Annotated in this window: 23 protein-coding genes; 11 read left to right on the top strand and 12 right to left on the bottom strand. The window is 53.8% G+C overall.

Annotated features, from left to right (window positions below; genetic code table 11):
* Window positions 1-186 precede the first annotated feature (186 nt).
* Window positions 187-996: a class I SAM-dependent methyltransferase gene (locus tag G7064_RS12230; protein WP_166073790.1), complete on the bottom strand. Its 810-nt coding sequence runs from the start codon at window positions 994-996 to the stop codon at window positions 187-189.
* A 98-nt stretch (window positions 997-1,094) separates the two neighbouring features.
* Window positions 1,095-1,523 carry a ribosome-binding factor A gene (locus G7064_RS12225; protein ID WP_166073789.1) on the bottom strand — a complete coding sequence of 143 codons (429 nt, stop codon included), beginning with the start codon at window positions 1,521-1,523 and terminating at the stop codon, window positions 1,095-1,097.
* A 207-nt stretch (window positions 1,524-1,730) separates the two neighbouring features.
* Here G7064_RS12225 and G7064_RS12220 point away from each other — a divergent pair, with 207 nt between their 5' ends.
* On the top strand, window positions 1,731-3,143 hold the full coding sequence (locus tag G7064_RS12220; RefSeq protein WP_166073788.1) for a hypothetical protein: 1,413 nt from the start codon (window positions 1,731-1,733) through the stop codon (window positions 3,141-3,143).
* Here the strand turns inward: G7064_RS12220 and rpiB are convergent, their stop codons facing one another.
* From rpiB to glyA, 3 genes are all read right to left on the bottom strand, one after another.
* Window positions 3,144-3,572 carry a ribose 5-phosphate isomerase B gene (gene rpiB, locus G7064_RS12215; protein WP_166073787.1) on the bottom strand — a complete coding sequence of 143 codons (429 nt, stop codon included), beginning with the start codon at window positions 3,570-3,572 and terminating at the stop codon, window positions 3,144-3,146. It lies immediately after the preceding gene.
* Window positions 3,573-3,618: 46 nt separating this feature from the next.
* A complete protein-coding gene (gene tatC, locus G7064_RS12210; protein ID WP_133274502.1) occupies window positions 3,619-4,509 on the bottom strand; it encodes a twin-arginine translocase subunit TatC in 891 nt (296 codons plus the stop codon).
* 151 nt (window positions 4,510-4,660) lie between these two features.
* Window positions 4,661-5,953 carry a serine hydroxymethyltransferase gene (glyA, locus tag G7064_RS12205; protein WP_166073786.1) on the bottom strand — a complete coding sequence of 431 codons (1,293 nt, stop codon included), beginning with the start codon at window positions 5,951-5,953 and terminating at the stop codon, window positions 4,661-4,663.
* A 165-nt stretch (window positions 5,954-6,118) separates the two neighbouring features.
* Here glyA and G7064_RS12200 point away from each other — a divergent pair, with 165 nt between their 5' ends.
* Together G7064_RS12200 and G7064_RS12195 are read left to right on the top strand one after the other, a co-directional pair.
* The gene (locus tag G7064_RS12200) at window positions 6,119-6,646 is read left to right on the top strand and encodes a hypothetical protein (protein ID WP_166073785.1); all 528 of its coding nucleotides are present in this window, start codon (window positions 6,119-6,121) and stop codon (window positions 6,644-6,646) included.
* Between the two features lie 99 nt (window positions 6,647-6,745).
* The gene (locus G7064_RS12195; protein ID WP_133274505.1) at window positions 6,746-7,549 is read left to right on the top strand and encodes a tetratricopeptide repeat protein; all 804 of its coding nucleotides are present in this window, start codon (window positions 6,746-6,748) and stop codon (window positions 7,547-7,549) included.
* Window positions 7,550-7,636: 87 nt separating this feature from the next.
* On the opposite strand, the gene G7064_RS12190 is transcribed toward G7064_RS12195, so the two are convergent.
* The 3 genes from G7064_RS12190 to G7064_RS12180 all read right to left on the bottom strand — a co-directional run bounded on the left by G7064_RS12190 (window position 7,637) and on the right by G7064_RS12180 (window position 9,327).
* Entirely contained in the window at window positions 7,637-8,335 is a 699-nt protein-coding gene (locus tag G7064_RS12190) for a metallophosphoesterase family protein (protein WP_166073784.1), read from the bottom strand.
* A 175-nt stretch (window positions 8,336-8,510) separates the two neighbouring features.
* The gene (locus G7064_RS12185) at window positions 8,511-8,747 is read right to left on the bottom strand and encodes a hypothetical protein (RefSeq protein ID WP_166073783.1); all 237 of its coding nucleotides are present in this window, start codon (window positions 8,745-8,747) and stop codon (window positions 8,511-8,513) included.
* 43 nt (window positions 8,748-8,790) lie between these two features.
* Window positions 8,791-9,327 (bottom strand): hypothetical protein, encoded by a 537-nt coding sequence (locus G7064_RS12180; RefSeq protein WP_133274508.1) that lies wholly within the window; start codon window positions 9,325-9,327, stop codon window positions 8,791-8,793.
* A 159-nt stretch (window positions 9,328-9,486) separates the two neighbouring features.
* On the opposite strand from G7064_RS12180, the gene G7064_RS12175 reads away from it, so the two are divergent.
* The 7 genes from G7064_RS12175 to G7064_RS12145 all read left to right on the top strand — a co-directional run bounded on the left by G7064_RS12175 (window position 9,487) and on the right by G7064_RS12145 (window position 14,107).
* Window positions 9,487-9,735, top strand: a complete 249-nt coding sequence (locus tag G7064_RS12175; RefSeq protein WP_166073782.1) for a 4a-hydroxytetrahydrobiopterin dehydratase — start codon at window positions 9,487-9,489, stop codon at window positions 9,733-9,735.
* Window positions 9,736-9,803: 68 nt separating this feature from the next.
* On the top strand, window positions 9,804-10,502 hold the full coding sequence (rsmI, locus tag G7064_RS12170) for a 16S rRNA (cytidine(1402)-2'-O)-methyltransferase (protein ID WP_166073781.1): 699 nt from the start codon (window positions 9,804-9,806) through the stop codon (window positions 10,500-10,502).
* Window positions 10,441-12,192, top strand: coding sequence for an apolipoprotein N-acyltransferase (gene lnt, locus G7064_RS12165; RefSeq protein WP_240935472.1), 1,752 nt, complete (start codon window positions 10,441-10,443; stop codon window positions 12,190-12,192). Before rsmI ends, lnt begins: the two co-directional genes overlap by 62 nt.
* Before the next feature lie 7 nt (window positions 12,193-12,199).
* Window positions 12,200-12,538 carry a hypothetical protein gene (locus G7064_RS12160; protein WP_166073780.1) on the top strand — a complete coding sequence of 113 codons (339 nt, stop codon included), beginning with the start codon at window positions 12,200-12,202 and terminating at the stop codon, window positions 12,536-12,538.
* A 62-nt stretch (window positions 12,539-12,600) separates the two neighbouring features.
* A complete protein-coding gene (locus tag G7064_RS12155) occupies window positions 12,601-13,395 on the top strand; it encodes an inositol monophosphatase family protein (protein WP_166073779.1) in 795 nt (264 codons plus the stop codon).
* Window positions 13,396-13,445: 50 nt separating this feature from the next.
* Window positions 13,446-13,652 (top strand): hypothetical protein, encoded by a 207-nt coding sequence (locus G7064_RS21930; RefSeq protein ID WP_205703459.1) that lies wholly within the window; start codon window positions 13,446-13,448, stop codon window positions 13,650-13,652.
* Between the two features lie 116 nt (window positions 13,653-13,768).
* Complete coding sequence (locus G7064_RS12145; RefSeq protein WP_133274512.1) at window positions 13,769-14,107, top strand: hypothetical protein; 339 nt, start codon at window positions 13,769-13,771, stop codon at window positions 14,105-14,107.
* 67 nt (window positions 14,108-14,174) lie between these two features.
* On the opposite strand, the gene G7064_RS12140 is transcribed toward G7064_RS12145, so the two are convergent.
* The 4 genes from G7064_RS12140 to G7064_RS12125 form a co-directional block, all read right to left on the bottom strand.
* Window positions 14,175-15,197 (bottom strand): SPASM domain-containing protein, encoded by a 1,023-nt coding sequence (locus tag G7064_RS12140; RefSeq protein WP_166073778.1) that lies wholly within the window; start codon window positions 15,195-15,197, stop codon window positions 14,175-14,177.
* A 125-nt stretch (window positions 15,198-15,322) separates the two neighbouring features.
* Window positions 15,323-15,784: a CHRD domain-containing protein gene (locus G7064_RS12135; RefSeq protein WP_166073777.1), complete on the bottom strand. Its 462-nt coding sequence runs from the start codon at window positions 15,782-15,784 to the stop codon at window positions 15,323-15,325.
* Window positions 15,785-15,945: 161 nt separating this feature from the next.
* A complete protein-coding gene (locus tag G7064_RS12130) occupies window positions 15,946-16,806 on the bottom strand; it encodes a CHRD domain-containing protein (protein ID WP_166073776.1) in 861 nt (286 codons plus the stop codon).
* Window positions 16,807-16,875: 69 nt separating this feature from the next.
* Window positions 16,876-17,340, bottom strand: coding sequence for a CHRD domain-containing protein (locus G7064_RS12125; protein WP_133274515.1), 465 nt, complete (start codon window positions 17,338-17,340; stop codon window positions 16,876-16,878).
* A gap of 236 nt (window positions 17,341-17,576) precedes the next feature.
* Between G7064_RS12125 and G7064_RS12120 the strand changes: the two genes are divergently transcribed.
* Window positions 17,577-17,939, top strand: a complete 363-nt coding sequence (locus G7064_RS12120) for a hypothetical protein (protein WP_133274516.1) — start codon at window positions 17,577-17,579, stop codon at window positions 17,937-17,939.
* Window positions 17,940-17,944: the final 5 nt, after the last annotated feature.

Here is a 17,944-nt window from a genome sequence, read left to right as displayed (position 1 = left end):
AATAAAAGCGGAGCTTATCACGGAGTTAACTGGCGCGACGCATGAAATCTTTGAGGTGGCACGGACGCTCCTCGTGGTTGTTAGATGAGGCTTCTCTCTCCATCCGCTCGTCAACTGACTCAAGCATCTGGCGAAAAGCAGCAAGGCAAGATACGCCGCTTCGCGGAAAGCTGATGCGTTGGGGGGCTATTTCCAGGCTTTTACGATAAGACCTGTACCCGAATCGTGCTTGGAGTTGGCATCGATCCAGTTTAGAAGCAAGCAGAACGGAAACGTGATTAGGTAATAGAATGGTAGCAGGACAAAGAACCACTTGGAGGCACCCAGCATCAGAATGGGGTACTTCATGCTGAGGCGCCACGAAATCTGGCCGGGCTCCCCGTAGCTGTACTGGGCCTCAATGCGGTCGAAGCCGGCGGTGCGCAGCTTCTGCTGAATCTCGTGGATATTGTAGCCGTCGCGTACGTGCTCCTCGATAAAGCTGGTTTCGTCGTCGCCGTGCACGTCGGAGCCGCCTTGGTCAGATGGCGTGGAAATCAGTAACATACCACCGTCTTTGAGCGAGGCATGAATGTTCGTAAACACCTCCACGTCTTCCAGAATATGCTCCATCACATCTACCGATAACGCCAGATCAAACGTATTCGGCTCCTGATACAGCACCAAGTCCTGCACGGCGAACTGCACGTTCCGGCGCCCGATTTGGCGAAAAAAGTGGTTGGAATCAGCAATCTGCTCGTCTTTCACATCGACGGCCAGTATCTGCCATTTTTTGCTCAGCCCGGAAAGCCAGTAAGTGTACTGGCCGTAGCCGGAGCCCGCATCGAGAATATTTAGGGCTTCATCGGTGCGGCCTTTGGACCAATGGCGCAGCTCGCGGTGCACGTGCCAGGTGCGCAGCAACAGCAAATCGAGCAGATAATAGAAGAGGCGGCGCAGCCAGGGCGTGCGGTTAAACACCTCTCCCAGCGACTTTTTAATCGGGTCGTAATACAAAGTTCTGTTACCTGTTGTGAATGGTCAATTGCCGTTCTGAAGTGTTCTGGGGGGCTTTTTTAATAAAGTGTACTGCTTCACCCTTGCCTACCCAAACTTTACTCGTCTTCGTCGGCAAATAGCTTGGGGCGCTTGCCCTCGGTGGGCGTATCCGTTTCGTCGTCGGGAGCCGGCGCGGGCGGAATATGCAGGGTGTTGATTACCTCATCCATCCGGGCAGCATACGATGCGCTGTCATCAAGAAAGAAATTCAACTCCGGTATAACACGCACCTGCTTGCGGATTCGCTTGGCCAAAGCTTGGCGAATGGCTTTGCCATTGTCGCGGATATCGCGCAGCACGGCCTCACTGTCTTTAACCAACAACAGGCTCAAGTATACGCGGGCCACGCCCAAATCGGGAGATACGCGCACGGTGCTGATGCCGGGGGGCAAACCTGGGAACAGGTGAGGCAGGTCGCGTTGAAAGACGGCGGCCAGGTCCTGTTGCAACAAGCTGGCGAATTTTTGCTGACGTTTACTTTCCATAATAGCCGACAAAGGTAAGATTTAGGCAATGAGTAGTTCACACTCCGTAAGCAGACTTCCAACCCGAGGGCGATAATCAAAGCCAACGGGCTCAGATGAGGCCTTCCACGCGCTTTCGTTTTAGCTTTACGCAGCAAAAACCGATTAAGTATTGTGTTCAGCACTTTCGACTAGCCTTTTAACTAAACCTTTTGCTCACGCTTCGCCTTGCTGCGTTTTTTTAAAAGTCCGCTTTCTACCCGTCTGATCACGTTGCTCGTGCTGGTGCTGGCCATTCGACTGCCGTTGCTCTGGCTGGGCGTGCCGCTTACGGCTGCCGAGTTGCGCGCATTGCTGATTGGGGAGCGGATGCATGCGGGCGCCCTTCTCTACCACGACTTGTACGATAGCACGGCGCCGTTGTCGGCCGTCGTTTTTGCAGCTCTTGACCTAGTTTCTAGTCGGCCGCTGTGGCTCTATCGCATTTTAGCGCTGGCGTTGCTTCTCTTCCAAGCGTTGCGGCTCAACCTAGTACTCAATCGCGCTGATGTTCATCCGGAACGGGGTTACGTTGCGGCTCTTACTTACCTGCTCGTGGCCAGCGTTACCGCCGAGCTCGATACACTTTCGCCGCTGCTGCTGGGCCACACGTTTATTGTAACGGCGCTGAGTGCTTTGCTGCCCACCACCCGCGAGGGCTACGACAACCGCCGCCTGTTTCGCGCAGGTTTTCTGACGGGTTTGGCGGCCTTATGCTATTTGCCGCTGGCGCTGTTTCTATTGGTTGGGCTATTCGCCGTTATCATCTTCGCTGCCAACTCCTTCCGAAGCTTTTTGCTGTTGCTGTGCGGGTTCTTCTTTCCGTACATCGTCGTTGCCACCTTTTTCCTATACACAGAAAGCCTCCCTGGCTTCGTTCAATTTCATTTGCGCCCGACGCTTCAAGGATTAGTCGCGGGTACTGATGGGCTGCCCTTGTGGGTACAGCTGCGGCTGCTGATTCTGCCCGGCACCATTTTACTGCTGGCGCTCGCGCGGACCTTCACTACGTCGTTGGGACTGGTATTCCAGGTAAAATTTCGGCAAATGATGCTGGTGTGGCTGCTGACTTCGGGTCTGATGATGGCAGCTGGTGGCGGTGTGGCTCCCGGCACACTGGTGCTTGCGCTGCCGCCGCTCACCTATTTTGGGTTGTTTCTCTGGCAAAAAGCGCTCCGCCCGTGGGTACCCGATGTGCTGTTGCTGGTCGTGCTGGGGGGTATTTTGGTAATCCGCTACCGTGCGGTACTCGGGCTCGAACAACTGGTTCAGATTCCGGCCGAAAGCAATTATGCCATACAGCCGCACCCAGCATATACAGCTGTGCAAGGACAGCGCCTCTTGGTACTCGGCCCCGACCGGCGCCCGTATGTGCAGAATAGTTTGGCCTCGCCTTACCTTGACTGGCGGCTAGCCCAGGCTGATTTCGGTCACCTCAACGAGTACGCTGCCATCTTCCGCTTGTCGCAGAATTTTGCCCCCCAGCCGCCAACTTACCTCATTGATGAGGTTGGCTTACTGCCGGAACTGCGCTATAAGCTGCCCGCCATTTTTGGACGCTATCAGCCAACCAGCACGCCACGCGTGTACCGGCTCAAGTAGCTAGCAGTCAATCTTATTGACGCGCGTTTGGTGGCGACCACCTTCAAATTCGGTGTTAAGAAACTTATCAGTGATTTGGCGGGCGGTTTCCTCACTTATGAAGCGCGCCGGCACGCACAGAATATTGGCATCGTTGTGTTGGCGGGCCAAGGAGGCTAGCTCAGGCTCCCAGGCAATGGCCGCGCGGATACCGCGGTGCTTGTTGGCGGTAATACAGACGCCATTTGCGCTACCGCAAACTAGAATTCCCTGCTTGAACTCGTCAGCCGTTATAGCGGAGGCTAACGGATGCACAAAATCCGGATAGTCCACGGAATCGGGTGAGTGAGTGCCAAAATCCTGCACCTCGTGGCCAGCTTCGCGCAACCACTTGGCTAGCATCTGCTTGTACTCAAATCCGGCGTGGTCGGAGCCAATAGCAATCTTCATTTCGGTGCTGTGCTACAGTTTATGAATGATAGAGTTTCGTACTCTATTAGCTCTGGCCATTATTGGCAACCAGATCATCGTTAAGCTTTTGTAGTCTGTTGCGTCCCACGACGCGGGCAATATTGATACTTACCTCGTACAGCAGCAAAATCGGAATGGTAACAATCAGCTGCGACGATACATCAGGAGGTGTGATGATAGCCGCCACAACCAGAATAACCACGATGGCATGCTTGCGGTACAGGCGCATGATTTCGGGCGTAATCAGACCCGCTTTAGCTAGGAAAAACACGATCATCGGCAGCTCAAATACAAAAGCGCATGACAGCGACATCGTGGTGAGCGTGCTCAGATAGCTCTGCAAGTCAATCTGATTCTCAATGCTAGGGTCGAGCTGATAAGAGGCTAAGAAGTTGATGCTCAGAGGCGCAGCGATGTAATACCCGAACAATAAGCCCAGAATAAAGAGAATTGAGACAAAGAATACTGCACCGCGCGAGTTCGCCTGTTCGTGCGGATACAAACCTGGCTTCACGAAGCGCCACAGCTCCCAAAAGGTGTAAGGAAAACCCATCGCCAACCCTACAATAAAGGAGCTGCTGATGTGCATCGTTAGCTGCCCGCTCATCTGCCGGTTCTGAATGTCAAACTTGATGGGATCGACACACAGATCGGGAGCGTGGACGAGCTTCCCGAACTCACAGAACATGCGGTACGTCCAGAAATCGGGGCGTGAAGGACCCAGAATCAGGTCGTGGAAGAGAAAGTCTTTCGCTAAAAAAGCCCCCAGCGTAAACACTAAGACCGCAATGGCGGCGCGAATGATATGCCAGCGCAAGGCCTCCAGATGATCGATAAAAGACATCTCCTGGGGCTCGCCCGGCCGGTTTTCGGCTTGGATGCTGGTTTGATCCACTGATACTTGAGTTAATAACATGAAGTAGGTAGCACCTGTGTAGTTAAGTGCTTGCGCCAGACGTACGAAGTTTTTGGCTGCCTAGGTCGCAGCCAGCCAAAAACGATGGTGGCGGGGGGCTTTTTTAACGCTTTTCCCACATCCGGTTCGTATGTCCGCGCTATTTTTTTGCCTAGGCAAACAGTGGAAAAGCCTGCATCCACTCATTTACCTGCCCGCGCACCCGGCTGAGGTGCGCCTCGTCATCGTGGTGCATGAGCACGTCGTCGATCAGCTCCACGATGCGCGTCATATCCGTTTCAACGAGGCCACGCGTGGTGACGGCTGCCGAACCAATGCGCATGCCCGAGGTTACGAAGGGCGACTTATCATCGAAGGGCACCATGTTTTTATTGATGGTGATATCAGCTTTGATAAGCGTGTTCTCCGCCAGCTTGCCGGTGAGACCTTTGCTGCGCAAATCAATTAGCATCAAATGGTTATCCGTGCCGCCCGAAATAATTTGATAGCTGCGTTCCGTAAATGCTGAAGCCAGGGCGTTAGCGTTGCGGATAACCTGACGCGTATAGTCGGCATACGTCTCGGTGAGGGCTTCACCGAAGGCAACTGCTTTAGCACCAATTACATGCTCTAGCGGCCCGCCTTGCGTGCCGGGGAATACGCCGGAGTCGAGCAGCGCCGACATCATGCGCAGTTCCCCCTTCGGCGTTTTCAGGCCAAAAGGATTCTCAAAGTCCTTACCCAACAAAATAAGCCCCCCACGCGGCCCGCGCAGCGTTTTGTGGGTAGTCGTCGTTACAATGTGGCAATGCTCGAACGGATTATTCAGCAATCCTTTGGCAATCAGGCCACTGGGGTGCGAAATATCAGCAAGTAGCAAAGCACCTACTTCGTCGGCGGCTTCACGCAGGGCTTTGTAGTTCCAGTCGCGGGAGTAGGCCGAGGCCCCGCAGATAATAAGCTTAGGCTGCTCGCGGCGAGCAGTTTCCTTTACCTTCTCCCAATCGATAAGACCGGTTTCGGGCTCTACACCATAGAAGGACGGCTTATACAGCTTACCGGAGAAATTGACGGGCGAGCCGTGCGTTAAATGCCCCCCATGGCTTAGGTCGAAGCCTAGAATTTTGTCGCCGGGGTTGAGGATGGCGAGCATCACAGCAGCGTTGGCCTGAGCACCGGAGTGCGGCTGCACATTCACCCACTCTACGCCAAACAACTCCTTTGCACGGTCGATGGCCAGCTGCTCAACTTGGTCTACAATTTCGCAGCCGCCATAATAGCGCTTGCCGGGCAAACCTTCGGCATATTTATTGGTGAGGATAGACCCTTGCGCCCGCATCACTTGCTCCGAGACGTAATTTTCGGAAGCAATGAGTTCAAGACCGTGGGTTTGGCGCTCTTTTTCCTTACGAATAAGGTCAAACAGCACGGTATCGGGGGCGAGAGTAGTTGTGGTCGTTTCCATAGCCTCAAAGGTAGGGGTGAATCATTTAGCAATAAATACACAGCTCGTGGCAATGTTCAGCAGCAGGTACCAGCAATTTACTAATAAGCTGCCGGCAAACTCGGGATACTTCTTCCGCATGTCGTTTGTTCCTTGTTACTTGCCATACGCTACGTGAGCATTTCTATGGTATCGCCCCTCGCCGAACTTCTGGCCCAGCTTCGTGTGGGCAACCAGAGATCCTTGATTACTTTCTACGAGCAGAACCGCGACCATTTTGCGCGCTGGGCGAAGTGGCACTATAAGCAGGAACCAACCACCGCTCACGCCACGTTGCGAGCCGTCTTGTTGGAGTTCTACGACCGCGCCACCGATGGCCGCTTGACCAAAATGCCCCCCGACCTACGCGCTTTTATTTATGACATGGCCCGGGAGCGCCTCGATAATGCCGCTGCCGAACGGTTGCCTCAGGCCGAGGCCAATCGGCGTCAGCATTTGCTGCAAGCATTTCATGCCTTGGGCGCCGATTGTCGGCAGGTACTTTCTTACTTTTATTTTCGGGGTTATAACTTCGAAAAAGTAGCCGGCAAAATGGGCTATCCCAATGCTGTAGTGGCTCGTATTCAGAAATCTACTTATCTGCGCAAGCTGTATGAGGTAGCTCTGCAAACATCCGACGCTGACCATCAGATACTTCCACCCACCGATACTTAACCGGATGCTGGCCCTTTTCTTGTTTAGTGGCCTACACGTCTCATTCCTCCTACTTCTTTAGCTTCCCGCGCTGCCTTGGTTCAAAGTTCCACCTCTTCTATGACGTCGTCCTTCGACTTACGCCCATATTTGGAAGATATGGAGCGCTTTGCTGACGGTCAGCTATCAGCAGCCGAGCAGGAAGCGTTTGAAGAGCGCATGCTCGAAGACCCGGAGCTACTCAAAGCGCACCAGGCTTATGAGCAGCTGACGGCCGATTTGCGCTGGGCGGCCGGACACGAGATATTGCAGGAACAGCTTCAGGCGTTGGATCAAAGCTTAGATCAACGTCAGCAAGCGCTAACCAGAGTGCAACGTAGCCCAGCTACTACGCGCCGCCGTACTCGTCGGCGCTGGCTGCTGGCCATCATGGGCGTGATTCTGGTAGGCATTGGCACTTGGCTGATGCTGCGCCCCAGCGAAGACGATGCACCTGCTGCCTGGAGCCGCTATTATCAGCCAGATATGGGTTTGTCGGAAGATGAACCAAGCATAGCCCGTCGGCCATTGCTGGCGGAGGCCATGCACCAGTATCAGGCAGGTCGCTACCCCGATGCGCTTCGCATTTTGCAGCGCCTTTCCCCCGACCAAGTGGGCCAGGATACGCTCCTCTACTACAATGGCATTTTTCTGCTTCAGCAAGACCGGGCAACAGCGGCACGCTCTTACTTACGCCGCGTAAGTCAGCAGTCGAACTCTCCGCTGGCAGGCAAGGCGCTCTACCACCTCGGGATGGTGCATTGGCGCAATAAGCACCCCGTTGAGGCACGTGCTATTCTGCGGCAGGTAGCCGACGACCCCAACAACCCATACCGGGAAGATGCCCAGCTTGTGCTGCACGACAACGTACTTCAAGACCAATAAAAAAGCCCCCCAGAAGCTATCTGGGGGCTTTTTTGAGCAAGTGATTAACCGATAGTTCTTTCTTCAAATCTTGATCTGCGCGCCCATTCAGCGGTGTGCTATTGGGTAAGGTTCTTCCTGATTAGGAATAAGCTGAAGTTGAAACGTATCTAAGTTCAACACAGCCAAGTGAGATAGCTCTGGATTGTGGCGGTAAACGCAGCCTGTATCGAGGCCGATTACTCCCTGGCGGGCCTCTACTCGCCGCTGCACTTCGGCCGTAGGCGTCGGAACGTGACCATGGAGCAAGCGCCGCCCTTGGAGCCGCGAGGCATCAAATACGAACTGCTTGGTATTGAGCATTGTGTTCCAATCCTGACGCATCTGCTGGGGGGGCAAATGAAAGTCGAAGCCGGCATGAACCAATGTGAAGCCCGGAATATCCAGCTGATACGGCAATTCATTGAGCCAGCGGAGATAATGAGTCGGAATATGAGCCGCCTCCGTCACCCCAAAACTTTGTAGCGTCAACGCCCGGTCATCGGCCGACGCCCAAGTAACAGAAGTCCGGCCGTGGGCCGCATCGAGCAACTCCTGATCATGGTTGCCACGCAAACAATATATTTGAAAACCAGCGGCTTGTAGCTGCATCAGGTAATCAAGTACCCCGCGACTATCAGGGCCTTTGTTTACATAATCGCCCAGCACGTACATCTCATCCGTGGGCCCCAAGCGCAACTTATTCTCTACCGCGTGGCGGAAGGTGCGCAGACAGCCGTGCAAATCAGTGGTAGCGTAGCGAGCCATTAGCGTTTTGAGAGTTACACTGTTCTTGTTTAACCTTGACCCGCAAGTACTCCATGTGAACGGAGGTTCTGGGGGCTTTTCTGTGCTGGTCAATGCCCAGTTTGTAAATCAAAGAGCACTTCCTCCAACGGAAGAAGTGCTCTTTAGATACCTCAGGCAAACACCTGTTTATCATCTAGCTATAAGCTGGCTTATCTAAACTGGGCTTATCGTAGTTGCGGTTAGGATTGTTGGTCATGTGAGGCGGAATATCAGCCTCGCCGTCGTTGGTGTATTCATCGGCTAAGCGTTGCGTCAACTCGTCTTCGTTGAGCGGTGTGCTGTTTGGGTCGCCTTTGGCTTTGCCGCCGGTAGCCGGATTACCTTTATTTTCCTTGGACTGCTGGTTGGTATTATTGCTTTTGTACGGCATGATTTCAACAGGTTAAAGTGGTGAAATACTGGAACTATAAGCGTTATTCGCCCCGCAGAATACCTGATTCTTGGGCATTGGGGTCGTTTAAATCAGCGTTGGTTTCGGGAGTGGCGCGGCCAGCGGGGCTGTCTTGCACCGTCGACACATCGTGGTCGTCTTTAGTCAATGTGTTGCGGATACCATCCACGTCGCTTTCGCCGGCACCATGCAGGGTGCGCTGGGCTTTAGTGGCGTTGGCTTCCGAGGCGGAACGTGGCCGCCGAACGGTATCAGCGCTGGGCAGGTCAGAGTCAGGCATATCTTGGTCGGCTCCTTCATCGGCGCCTTCGCCTACGGTCAACATATTATCGGCGGGATGGCCTACTTTATCCGCATCTTCGTTCACGGAAATAGAGGTGTTACCGCTGCCGCTGTCCGTGCCAAAGCCTTCTTTGCCATCACGGTTGCCAAAACCGCCACGGGCAGCTTCATTCTTGGGCGGATCAGCATCGGGGATGATATGACCGGCGGCTAATTCCTGATCAGTAGTGTCGTCGTTGATGACGCGGACGGGACGATTATTAGGATCAATGGCCATAGAAAGCGTCGTTTAAAGTCGTGGGTGGATTACCTTGAAGTGTACTATGGTTTGCGAAATTTGGTTTAAGTTGGACAGAAACACCGTGGCGTACAGCAAGTAAAAAGCGTTCGGGCCGAGCGCTTTATTGTCGATCATTCTTACCAAAAAAAGCCCCCCATGTGGACCGAACACGATAACGCCCTCACCCGCACCTTCCGCTTCCCCGATTTCAAGGCGGCCTTCGCTTTCATGACGGCCGTGGCCGCCGAGGCGGAGCGCCAGAATCATCACCCGTGGTGGTCCAATGTGTACGATACCGTTGAGTTTCGACTCTACACCCACGATGCGGGCAATACCGTCACCAAACGCGACCACCGCCTAGCGGAAGCCATTGACCGAATAGCCGCCGAGCACGGCGCTAGTTGAGTAGCTGTTTGTTGAGCTTGCAACTTCCTGTTTAGCACATCCTCGCATCGGCCTACCTTTGTGCAACTATGCCCGACGAATCCCCTACGACCACTGTTCTATACCTCGTGCCCACTCCCATCGGCAACCTAGAGGATATCACCCTGCGGGCCATTCGCATATTGGGCGAGGTAGACACGGTGCTGGCCGAAGATACCCGCAACAGCGGCCGCCTGATGCAGCATCTGGGTTTAAAGAAACCGTTGCTTAGCTATCATTTACATAATGAGCACCAAACCGTAGCCCGCCTGATCGAACGTCTGGAAAAAGGCGAACGGATGGCGCTGGTGTCGGATGCGGGCACACCGGGTATTTCTGATCCGGGCTTTCTGCTGGTGCGCGAATGCCTAAGCCGGGGCCTAAAAGTAGAATGCTTGCCGGGAGCTACTGCCTTTGTGCCGGCATTGCTCAAATCGGGGTTTGGGGCCGAGCGGTTTGTGTTCGAAGGGTTTTTGCCCGTGAAGAAAGGCCGCCAGACCCGCCTGCGGGAACTGGCCACCGAAGCCCGCACGTTGATCTTTTACGAATCGCCGCACCGCATTGTGAAGACGCTGGAGCAGTTGGCCGAAGTATTTGGGCCTGAGCGGCAGGCGTCGGTGAGCCGGGAATTAACCAAGTTATTTGAGGAAACCGTAAACGGCACGCTGCCCGAGCTGGCAGCCAACTTTGCGGGCCGTTCATCCATTAAAGGAGAAATCGTTGTTGTCGTTCAAGGAAGTAAAGACTAGCCCAGCGCCGGTAGTGGCCGCGGCTCCGCGCCCCCGTACAGGGTGGGCTTACTGGCAACCTTCGCTGTTGGCGCTGCTCAGCGCGGTGCTTTTGTGGGCTGGCTGGCCCGTGCACCCGGCTGCTATGGCCCTGCTGCTGCTTGTAGGGTGGGTGCCGTATCTGCGCATGGAACAGCTGCTTACACGGCGCGGGGCCAGCGGCTGGAAGGTATTTCGCTATACCTATCTGACCTTAGTGCTATGGAATGCTTTTACCACGTGGTGGGTGAGCTATAGCACCCTGGGCGGCGGAATTGCGGCCGTCGTGCTCAATGCGTTGCTGATGTGCCTGCCTACTATGGCGTTCTACCACACCAAAAAACTAGCTGGTCCTACGCTGGGCTACCTTTCACTGCCCATTTACTGGATTGCCTTCGAGCAGCTGCATTTGCACTGGGACCTCACGTGGCCCTGGCTTACGCTCGGCAACGGTTTTGCTCAGGCGAATAGTTGGGTGCAGTGGTACGAATACACCGGCTTTTTGGGCGGTTCCGTCTGGATTTGGGTGGTAAATATTCTGGCGTTTATGTCCCTGCAACAATACGCGGCGGCTAGTCGGCCGGGGGCGCCAGAGTTGAGCCGCGTGCAGGTGCAGCGCCTGATCCTGGTTCCGTTGCTGGCTGCTTTGCTGCCCATCGGGATTTCTAAACTTATTGGCTATAACTATCAGGAAAAAGGCCCCCCAGTTGAGGTTTTGGTAATTCAACCCAACATCGACCCCTATCAGGAGAAGTTTCAGGGGGCCGAGAACTTTATTCCTATTGAGGCGCAGGTTACTCGGCTGATAACCCTTACCACCGAAAACCTAACGCCCAAAACGCGCCTCGTGCTTTGGCCCGAAACCTCGCTGGATCAGGCACAGTGGGAAACGCAGTTTGATGCGAATCCGAATACCCAGCGCGTGCGGGCTATGCTGGCTCAGCATCCAAATCTGGAGCTTATCACGGGCATCACAAGCCTAGTGGCGTATCCGAGCAAGGAAAAGGCCAGCGTCACAGCCCGCTACCGCGACGATGCGGGTTTCTACGATGTATTTAATACGGCTGCTTTTCTGCCAAACGCCAGCACCCCAGCTACTTTCTACCATAAGTCCCGATTAGTGCCCGGTGTGGAAAAGGTGCCGCCACTCCTTACCCAACTGATTGCCAACATCGACTTGGGTGGCACAGTGGGCAGCTACGGCAGTCAAGAGGAGCGCACTGTATTTCGCTCTCCTACCGACTCCGCGTTGCGGGTGGGCCCCCTGATTTGCTACGAATCGGTGTACGGCGACTTTGTGGCTGAATACGTCAAGAATGGGGCAAGCATGCTGGGCATTATCACGAATGATGGCTGGTGGAGCGACTCGCCCGGCCACGAGCAGCATCTGCAATACGCCACCCTGCGCGCCATTGAAACTCGGCGAGCAATTGCTCGCTCGGCTAATACAGGCATTTCGGCTTTTATTAATCAGAAAGGTGAAATCACGACCCAGACTGATTGGTGGGTGCCTGCGGCCAGCCGGGCCACTGTTCAACTCAACTCCGAACTCACTTTTTACGTGCGCCACGGCGAGCTGATTGGCCCAACGATGCAAGTGCTGGCAGGATTACTGATAGCACTGACTATAGGTAAAGCAATAATGAGGCGACGGATTATTACAGCCGCTTAACATGAGAATGATTGCAGTTGTCCGTAAGCCCGTTTCAGACACAAAGCGTATTATGATTTATGATACAGGTAACGGTGTTTATCTGTTTGGTTATAATACCCTGAATGATGCTGGTGCCTGCTGGGATCAATGGCACGAAAATATCCAAGAAGCTATAGCAGCTGCACTAGAGGAGTACGGTACTCTTCCGGCTGACTGGGAAGTTATTTCAGAACCTCTAGATAACTGCCAACATGACTGGATTGCGCCTATTCGCGTAAAAGGCCGTCTTGAGAGTAACCCAGAATGGGGTCACCTCGAGAAACTGGTTAATGGTCAGTGGGTTCCTTTCGAGCTAGCGCTATAACTGACCACATAGATTTTCTCTATTATTTAGTCTGATGTAAAGTTCAGACAACAACTCACTCTATGGATTTCAACGCATTAAGCCTTCAGGTAGCGGAGATAGCGCGCCGGGCCGGGCAGTTTATTCGCCAGGAGGCAGCTAGCTTCGACCTAGCTACCGTGGAGCACAAGGGCTTGCATGATATGGTTTCGTACGTCGATCAGCAAAGCGAGAAGCAGCTGGTAGACGAACTGCATGCGCTGCTGCCAGAAGCTGGCTTTATTACGGAAGAAGGCACCGCCGCCAAAGCCCGCACCGAGGAATACAATTGGATTATCGATCCGCTCGATGGTACTACTAATTTCATTCATGGACAGCCCGCGTATTGCGTGAGTGTGGCGCTGATGCACCGTGACGAGCTAGTGGTGGGCGTGGTGTATGAAATCAACCAGGATGAGTGCTTCCGGGCAGCACTGGGCGGCGGTGCTTTCTGTAATGAAAAGCCGATTCACGTATCGGCGGCGGCCAATTTGCACGAGTCGCTATTAGCCACGGGCTTTCCTTACTACAAGTTCGACCGGCTCGATGCCTACCTAAAAATCATGGGTGAATTCATGCAGTCAACGCACGGTATTCGGCGCGTGGGCTCAGCGGCGCTAGACCTCGCCTACGTTGCAGCCGGGCGCTTTGATGGATATTTTGAGTTCAACATTAACTCCTACGACGTAGCGGCTGGCGTGCTGCTAGTGCGTGAAGCCGGTGGCCATGTCACGCAGTTTCTCACTAATGGCGACCCCATATTTGGCCGGGAAGTGTTAGCTACCAACGGTCAGATACACCGGCAGATGCAGCAAACCATTGGTGATTATTGGAAGTAGTAAGCGTCAGCGCCAAACTTTTTTTCCGATTGCGTAGTTTTGTGGGCGTTATGCTATTCCAATATTTCCTGATCGGCGTTTTGTTTCTGGCGGCCACTTTCTATGTGGGCCGGATATTCTGGGGGGCTTTTTTCTCCCCTAGTACCACGGGGTGCGCCAAGGGCTGCGGCGGTGCTTGCGGTACCATCGATGTCGACCGGCTGCAACGCACTATTGAAGCGGCAGCGCAGAAAGCTGGACCGTTACCAAGTAAATAACATTCACTATTGTCGATTCAGACAACCTCGCCCCGTGCCGACTGCGTATAGTCGGCACGGGGTTCTTTTTGTTCCCTATTCTGCCGAACCGTTCCACTCCCAAACGCCCCCTGATCATGCAAGATAAAGAAGAAGAACGCTCCCTGATTATGGTAGAGCAAAAGCTAGCCAAGGACGGTTTCACCGAAGATTTTCGGGTTGAAGACGGCCGCCTGCGCCCTTTTAGCTCCGAAACCATCAGCTACGGTCCTCAAGATGTGACCATCGTAGATTTTTACCGCTTCGAGGGCGAGAGCGACCCCGATGATATGTCTATCCTTTATGCCTTGGAGTGTGCTGACGGTACACGCGGCACCATTTCCTCCTCCTACGGCCCAACTGGCGACTCAGACAGTCTGGAGTTTCTGAAGCAGGTAGAAGACCTAGGCAAAAACCTGAAGAAGGATCATAAATAAGAGATTGATGCACAAAAAAGCCCCCCAGAAATTCTTCTGGGGGCTTTTTTGTGCATCAATCTCTTATTCAGCCCCACACGCGCGTTCCTTCTGTACAGTTGCGACACATCTCAATCTGGTCGCGGCCTTTAAGCAGAGAAGCACGAAACTGCCGATACTTTGGGCCCTGCCATAAGCCGCGAAAGGTTTGTTGAGACAAATCACCGAGACGATACTCGGCGTCTTTATCGAAGCAGCAGGGCACCACCAAGCCATCCCAGGTGATAACGCAGGAGTGCCACATCTTCCAGCAATGATTCAGCAGGCGGTTCTTGATGCTCCAGGTGCCATTCTGGTTATTCTCGTAGCGCGAGTAGTAGTCGATGGTTGGGATGAGGGGCGAACCGTTCTGGTAGTCGTAGATCTGGGCGGTTTTAAACCATACGTCGTCCACACCCATTTCCTTGGCCAGTTGCTTAGCATCCTCAATCTGGTGCTCGTTGGGCTTTACTACCAAAAACTGAAACACCACGCGCGGCGTGTTCGACTTTAGCTCTTTGCGCCAGCGTAGCACATTGCGCGTACCCTCCAGCACCTTATCGATTTTGCCCCCCACGCGGTACTGCTGATAGGTTTCTTGAGTGGTGCCATCAAGTGAGATAATCAGCCGGTCTAGGCCAGACTCCACGGTACGCCGGGCGTTTTGGTCGTTGAGGTAATGCGCGTTGGTGCTGGTAGCGGTATAAATTCCTTTATCGGCGGCGTATTTCACCAGTTCCAGAAAGTGCGGATGCAGGTACGGCTCACCCTGAAAATAAAAAATCAGGTACCAGAGCCGCGCCGCTACTTCGTCGATGGTGCGCTTAAACAGTTCGTCGGGCAGCATACCGGTGGGCCGGGTGAAGGAGCGCAGCCCACTGGGGCATTCTGGGCAACGCAGGTTGCAACTGGTCGTTGGCTCAAACGACAGAGCCATTGGCAGCCCCCAGTGGCGCGCCTTGCCGGTTAGCTTGCTTAGGGCGTAGCTCCCAACCACCTGCGCGGTATTAAGCGCCCGGCGCGGGGTAGTTTTGGAAAGCAGGTTGAGTGCGTCGGTGAGCGTAGAGGCCATGGTGCGGGCAAAGGTCGGCAATGCCGGAACAAAAAAGCCCCCTAAAGTTTCGACAGCGTTTCTGAGGCACAAAAAAGCCCCCCATACATGTCGTGTGGGGGGCTTTCTTGACAACTTACAGGTATCTATTTCACTTTAATATCTCCTCTTATTTCGCCGCCGGGGAAAGCGGCGCTATGCAGGTTGGCGTAGAAACCGTTGTTGAGCAATAGGGCTTCGTCGGCTTCCGTGAAGGTGGCGGTTGCCGTGATGGGGGACGTCAGTTGGGGGAAGGGGTGAATTACGGGGCCATTCGTGCCGGGCGCGCCGCGGTGCAGGTGTCCGGCTTGCGGGGTCAGGCCGGTGTAGGTTACCGTGTAGGTGAGTACGTTGGTGTCTTTGTTGTACACTCCCGAAAAAGTGCCCGTAGCGGCTGAGGGAGTTGGTGGCACCTCTTGGCTGCCATTGAGCACCGCCGTCAATACCACATTGGGGTTTGGAGCGGGCTGGATAATCTTGCGCAACTCATCCAAATTGACTTGGTCGCACGATGAAAAAGCCACCAGGCCAAAGGCCAGGAGGAAACCGGAAGTGAGTTTTTTAAGCATTGGTTAGGTAGTAAAGAGTGGGTTATAGAAAAGAAGAAAAGTTGGGCCCGCTAACGCGGAAATCTGAACCGTAAACACCTTCGTAGAACGTACGACAAAGCGGCGAATTCGGTTCATAACAATTTAGTCCTCTTGCGTTTATAACTAAAATACAATCTATATTAGAGTGGCACAACTGCCCCCCTAACCTCGCCATTCGGAAACTCAGCGCTATGCACGTCTATATAAGTGTCACCGGAGAGCAATGCCGCTTCGTCAGCTTCCAGAATGCTCGCCTTGCCTTCAAAGGGCAAGAAACCACTATTTGAAGGCAACGTCGCTATAATGGGCCCATTCGTGCCCGGCGCGGCGCGGTGCAAATGCACCACTGGTGATGAAGATGGTAAACTAATAAGTGACCAGTAGGTGAGCACATTGGTGTCCTTATCATATAATGCATTGATAATGCCCGCACGAGCAGAAGAAGTGGGCGGCACTACCTGACTACCATTTACCTGGGCTGTCAGAGCTACTTGAGGGCCCGGAACGGGAACAGGAGTGGACGGCTGCCTTATAATAGCCCCCCGAGTTAGGGCAGCGAGCCGCTGCCCCGCGTCGACCAGCGACTCTCCGTCCACATACATATTCCCCGCCAATAGCAGAGCCTCGTCAGCTTCGGATAACGTGACGGTCCCATTGCGGGCGGGCAAGGTAAACGCAATAGGCCCATTCGTTCCGGGCGCGCCCCGGTGCAGGTGCACTTCATCTGCGGTTACAGAATTAAATACACTGCTATTGAATGCTACCACATAAGTCAGGACGTTAGTCTGCTGGTCATAGGTGCCCGTAAAAGAAGCTAAGCCGCTGCTGGGAAACAGTGGCCTCGGCACTAGTTGGTCGTTCGTGAGTCTCGCGGACAGAGATATTTCGGGAGGACTAGGCGGCACCTTTTTGCGCAGGTCATCTATATCAAATTGGTCACAGGCAGCCGTAATGCCCAGACTCAGGAGTAAGAGAAAACCGGAAGTGAGTTTTTGTAGCATGATTGGGGAGCATGAAGTGAGCGTGTATCGCTTTAGTATTCTTGCGGCTGGGCTATAGCAGAGCCTGCTTTACTGCCGCCTGACAGGCCCTCGAAGTTCGCCCTGAGGAAAAATTGGCGTATGCACATCCACATACATCCCGTTGTTGAGTAGCAACACCTCATCCTCTTCGGAAAGGGTAACGGTAGCTCCCACAGGGTGTGTGAGCGAAGGAAAGGAGAAAACGATGGGCCCATTCGTTCCTGGCTGCCCCCGGTGCAGGTGAGCCGATAGTACAGGCTCCACAGAGTAACCAATAGTAGAAACCAATACATTGGTTTGTGGGTCGTAGAGCCCTGCGTAAGTCCCAATAGCCCGCGACGGGGGGCCATTTACTACTTGGCGAGCGTCCATATTAGGGGAGGTCAAGGCTATCTTGGGCCGGGGGGCAGGCTGTCCATTCCCTCGCCAGTCTTCTAGGCCGAACTGGTCGCAGGCGGAAAACGCTACGGAGCCTAATGCCAAGAGGCAACAGCCGGTAAGTTTGTTTAGCATAGATTCGGAATTGTAGAGTGGGAGATAAAACCGGCCATGACCTGCCCGTTGAGCTGGTGATTGACAGTATTAAAGCGCTATATGAATATAAGGAAAAGACTTTGGAATATTTCCATAACTAGCTGGAATTCTGATTGTTGAGCTGAGATAAAAGTATATCATAGTGATTTTATACAAGCACTATAAACCTCACTCTGCCTCTACCGTTAACTAGTATCTAACTCTGATCTGCTACTATGAAAATTCCAGTTGAAAAAGGCCAGGAAAAGGGCTTCTTGCCCGATGGCCGCCATACAGTTGAGATTACTGATATTCAAGAAGGCACCAGTGAGCACCAGAATGTGCCATTCTTCGCGGCGCGCATGGAAAACGAAGACGGCTTCGTGACGCAACGGTTCTATACTTCGGCGGCGGCCATGCCCATTCTGCTGTCCCTGTACTCCGCTGTTGGCATTCATGCCGAAGCCGGCAAAGACCTCGACACAAAGCAGTTGCTGGGTAAGAAGCTTTCCATTGAGGTAAGCGACCATAGCTACTCGGAGCCAGCTTCCGGCGCCGAGCGCACGATTAAGCAAGCTACCGGCTTCCGGGCAGCCTAGCTCAC

Origin of the sequence: Hymenobacter sp. HDW8 (assembly GCF_011305775.1) — a bacterium.
GTDB lineage: Bacteria > Bacteroidota > Bacteroidia > Cytophagales > Hymenobacteraceae > Hymenobacter > Hymenobacter radiodurans.
The sequence above is the reverse complement of the archived record's forward strand: the minus strand, read 5'-3'. Positions and strand labels throughout refer to the sequence as shown.

What these genes read in the sequence shown, in the direction of transcription:
- G7064_RS12140 (WP_166073778.1), bottom strand. Translation starts at nt 15,197, where the DNA reads ATGGCCTCTACGCTCACCGACGCACTCAACCTGCTTTCCAAAACTACC.
- G7064_RS12200 (WP_166073785.1), top strand. Translation starts at nt 6,119, where the DNA reads ATGGTATCGCCCCTCGCCGAACTTCTGGCCCAGCTTCGTGTGGGCAAC.
- G7064_RS12145 (WP_133274512.1), top strand. Translation starts at nt 13,769, where the DNA reads ATGCAAGATAAAGAAGAAGAACGCTCCCTGATTATGGTAGAGCAAAAG.
- G7064_RS12125 (WP_133274515.1), bottom strand. Translation starts at nt 17,340, where the DNA reads ATGCTAAACAAACTTACCGGCTGTTGCCTCTTGGCATTAGGCTCCGTA.
- G7064_RS12225 (WP_166073789.1), bottom strand. Translation starts at nt 1,523, where the DNA reads ATGGAAAGTAAACGTCAGCAAAAATTCGCCAGCTTGTTGCAACAGGAC.
- G7064_RS12160 (WP_166073780.1), top strand. Translation starts at nt 12,200, where the DNA reads ATGATTGCAGTTGTCCGTAAGCCCGTTTCAGACACAAAGCGTATTATG.
- G7064_RS12175 (WP_166073782.1), top strand. Translation starts at nt 9,487, where the DNA reads ATGTGGACCGAACACGATAACGCCCTCACCCGCACCTTCCGCTTCCCC.
- tatC (WP_133274502.1), bottom strand. Translation starts at nt 4,509, where the DNA reads ATGTTATTAACTCAAGTATCAGTGGATCAAACCAGCATCCAAGCCGAA.
- glyA (WP_166073786.1), bottom strand. Translation starts at nt 5,953, where the DNA reads ATGGAAACGACCACAACTACTCTCGCCCCCGATACCGTGCTGTTTGAC.
- G7064_RS21930 (WP_205703459.1), top strand. Translation starts at nt 13,446, where the DNA reads ATGCTATTCCAATATTTCCTGATCGGCGTTTTGTTTCTGGCGGCCACT.
- G7064_RS12155 (WP_166073779.1), top strand. Translation starts at nt 12,601, where the DNA reads ATGGATTTCAACGCATTAAGCCTTCAGGTAGCGGAGATAGCGCGCCGG.
- G7064_RS12195 (WP_133274505.1), top strand. Translation starts at nt 6,746, where the DNA reads ATGACGTCGTCCTTCGACTTACGCCCATATTTGGAAGATATGGAGCGC.
- G7064_RS12135 (WP_166073777.1), bottom strand. Translation starts at nt 15,784, where the DNA reads ATGCTTAAAAAACTCACTTCCGGTTTCCTCCTGGCCTTTGGCCTGGTG.
- rpiB (WP_166073787.1), bottom strand. Translation starts at nt 3,572, where the DNA reads ATGAAGATTGCTATTGGCTCCGACCACGCCGGATTTGAGTACAAGCAG.
- G7064_RS12190 (WP_166073784.1), bottom strand. Translation starts at nt 8,335, where the DNA reads ATGGCTCGCTACGCTACCACTGATTTGCACGGCTGTCTGCGCACCTTC.
- G7064_RS12180 (WP_133274508.1), bottom strand. Translation starts at nt 9,327, where the DNA reads ATGGCCATTGATCCTAATAATCGTCCCGTCCGCGTCATCAACGACGAC.
- G7064_RS12120 (WP_133274516.1), top strand. Translation starts at nt 17,577, where the DNA reads ATGAAAATTCCAGTTGAAAAAGGCCAGGAAAAGGGCTTCTTGCCCGAT.
- G7064_RS12185 (WP_166073783.1), bottom strand. Translation starts at nt 8,747, where the DNA reads ATGCCGTACAAAAGCAATAATACCAACCAGCAGTCCAAGGAAAATAAA.
- rsmI (WP_166073781.1), top strand. Translation starts at nt 9,804, where the DNA reads ATGCCCGACGAATCCCCTACGACCACTGTTCTATACCTCGTGCCCACT.
- G7064_RS12130 (WP_166073776.1), bottom strand. Translation starts at nt 16,806, where the DNA reads ATGCTACAAAAACTCACTTCCGGTTTTCTCTTACTCCTGAGTCTGGGC.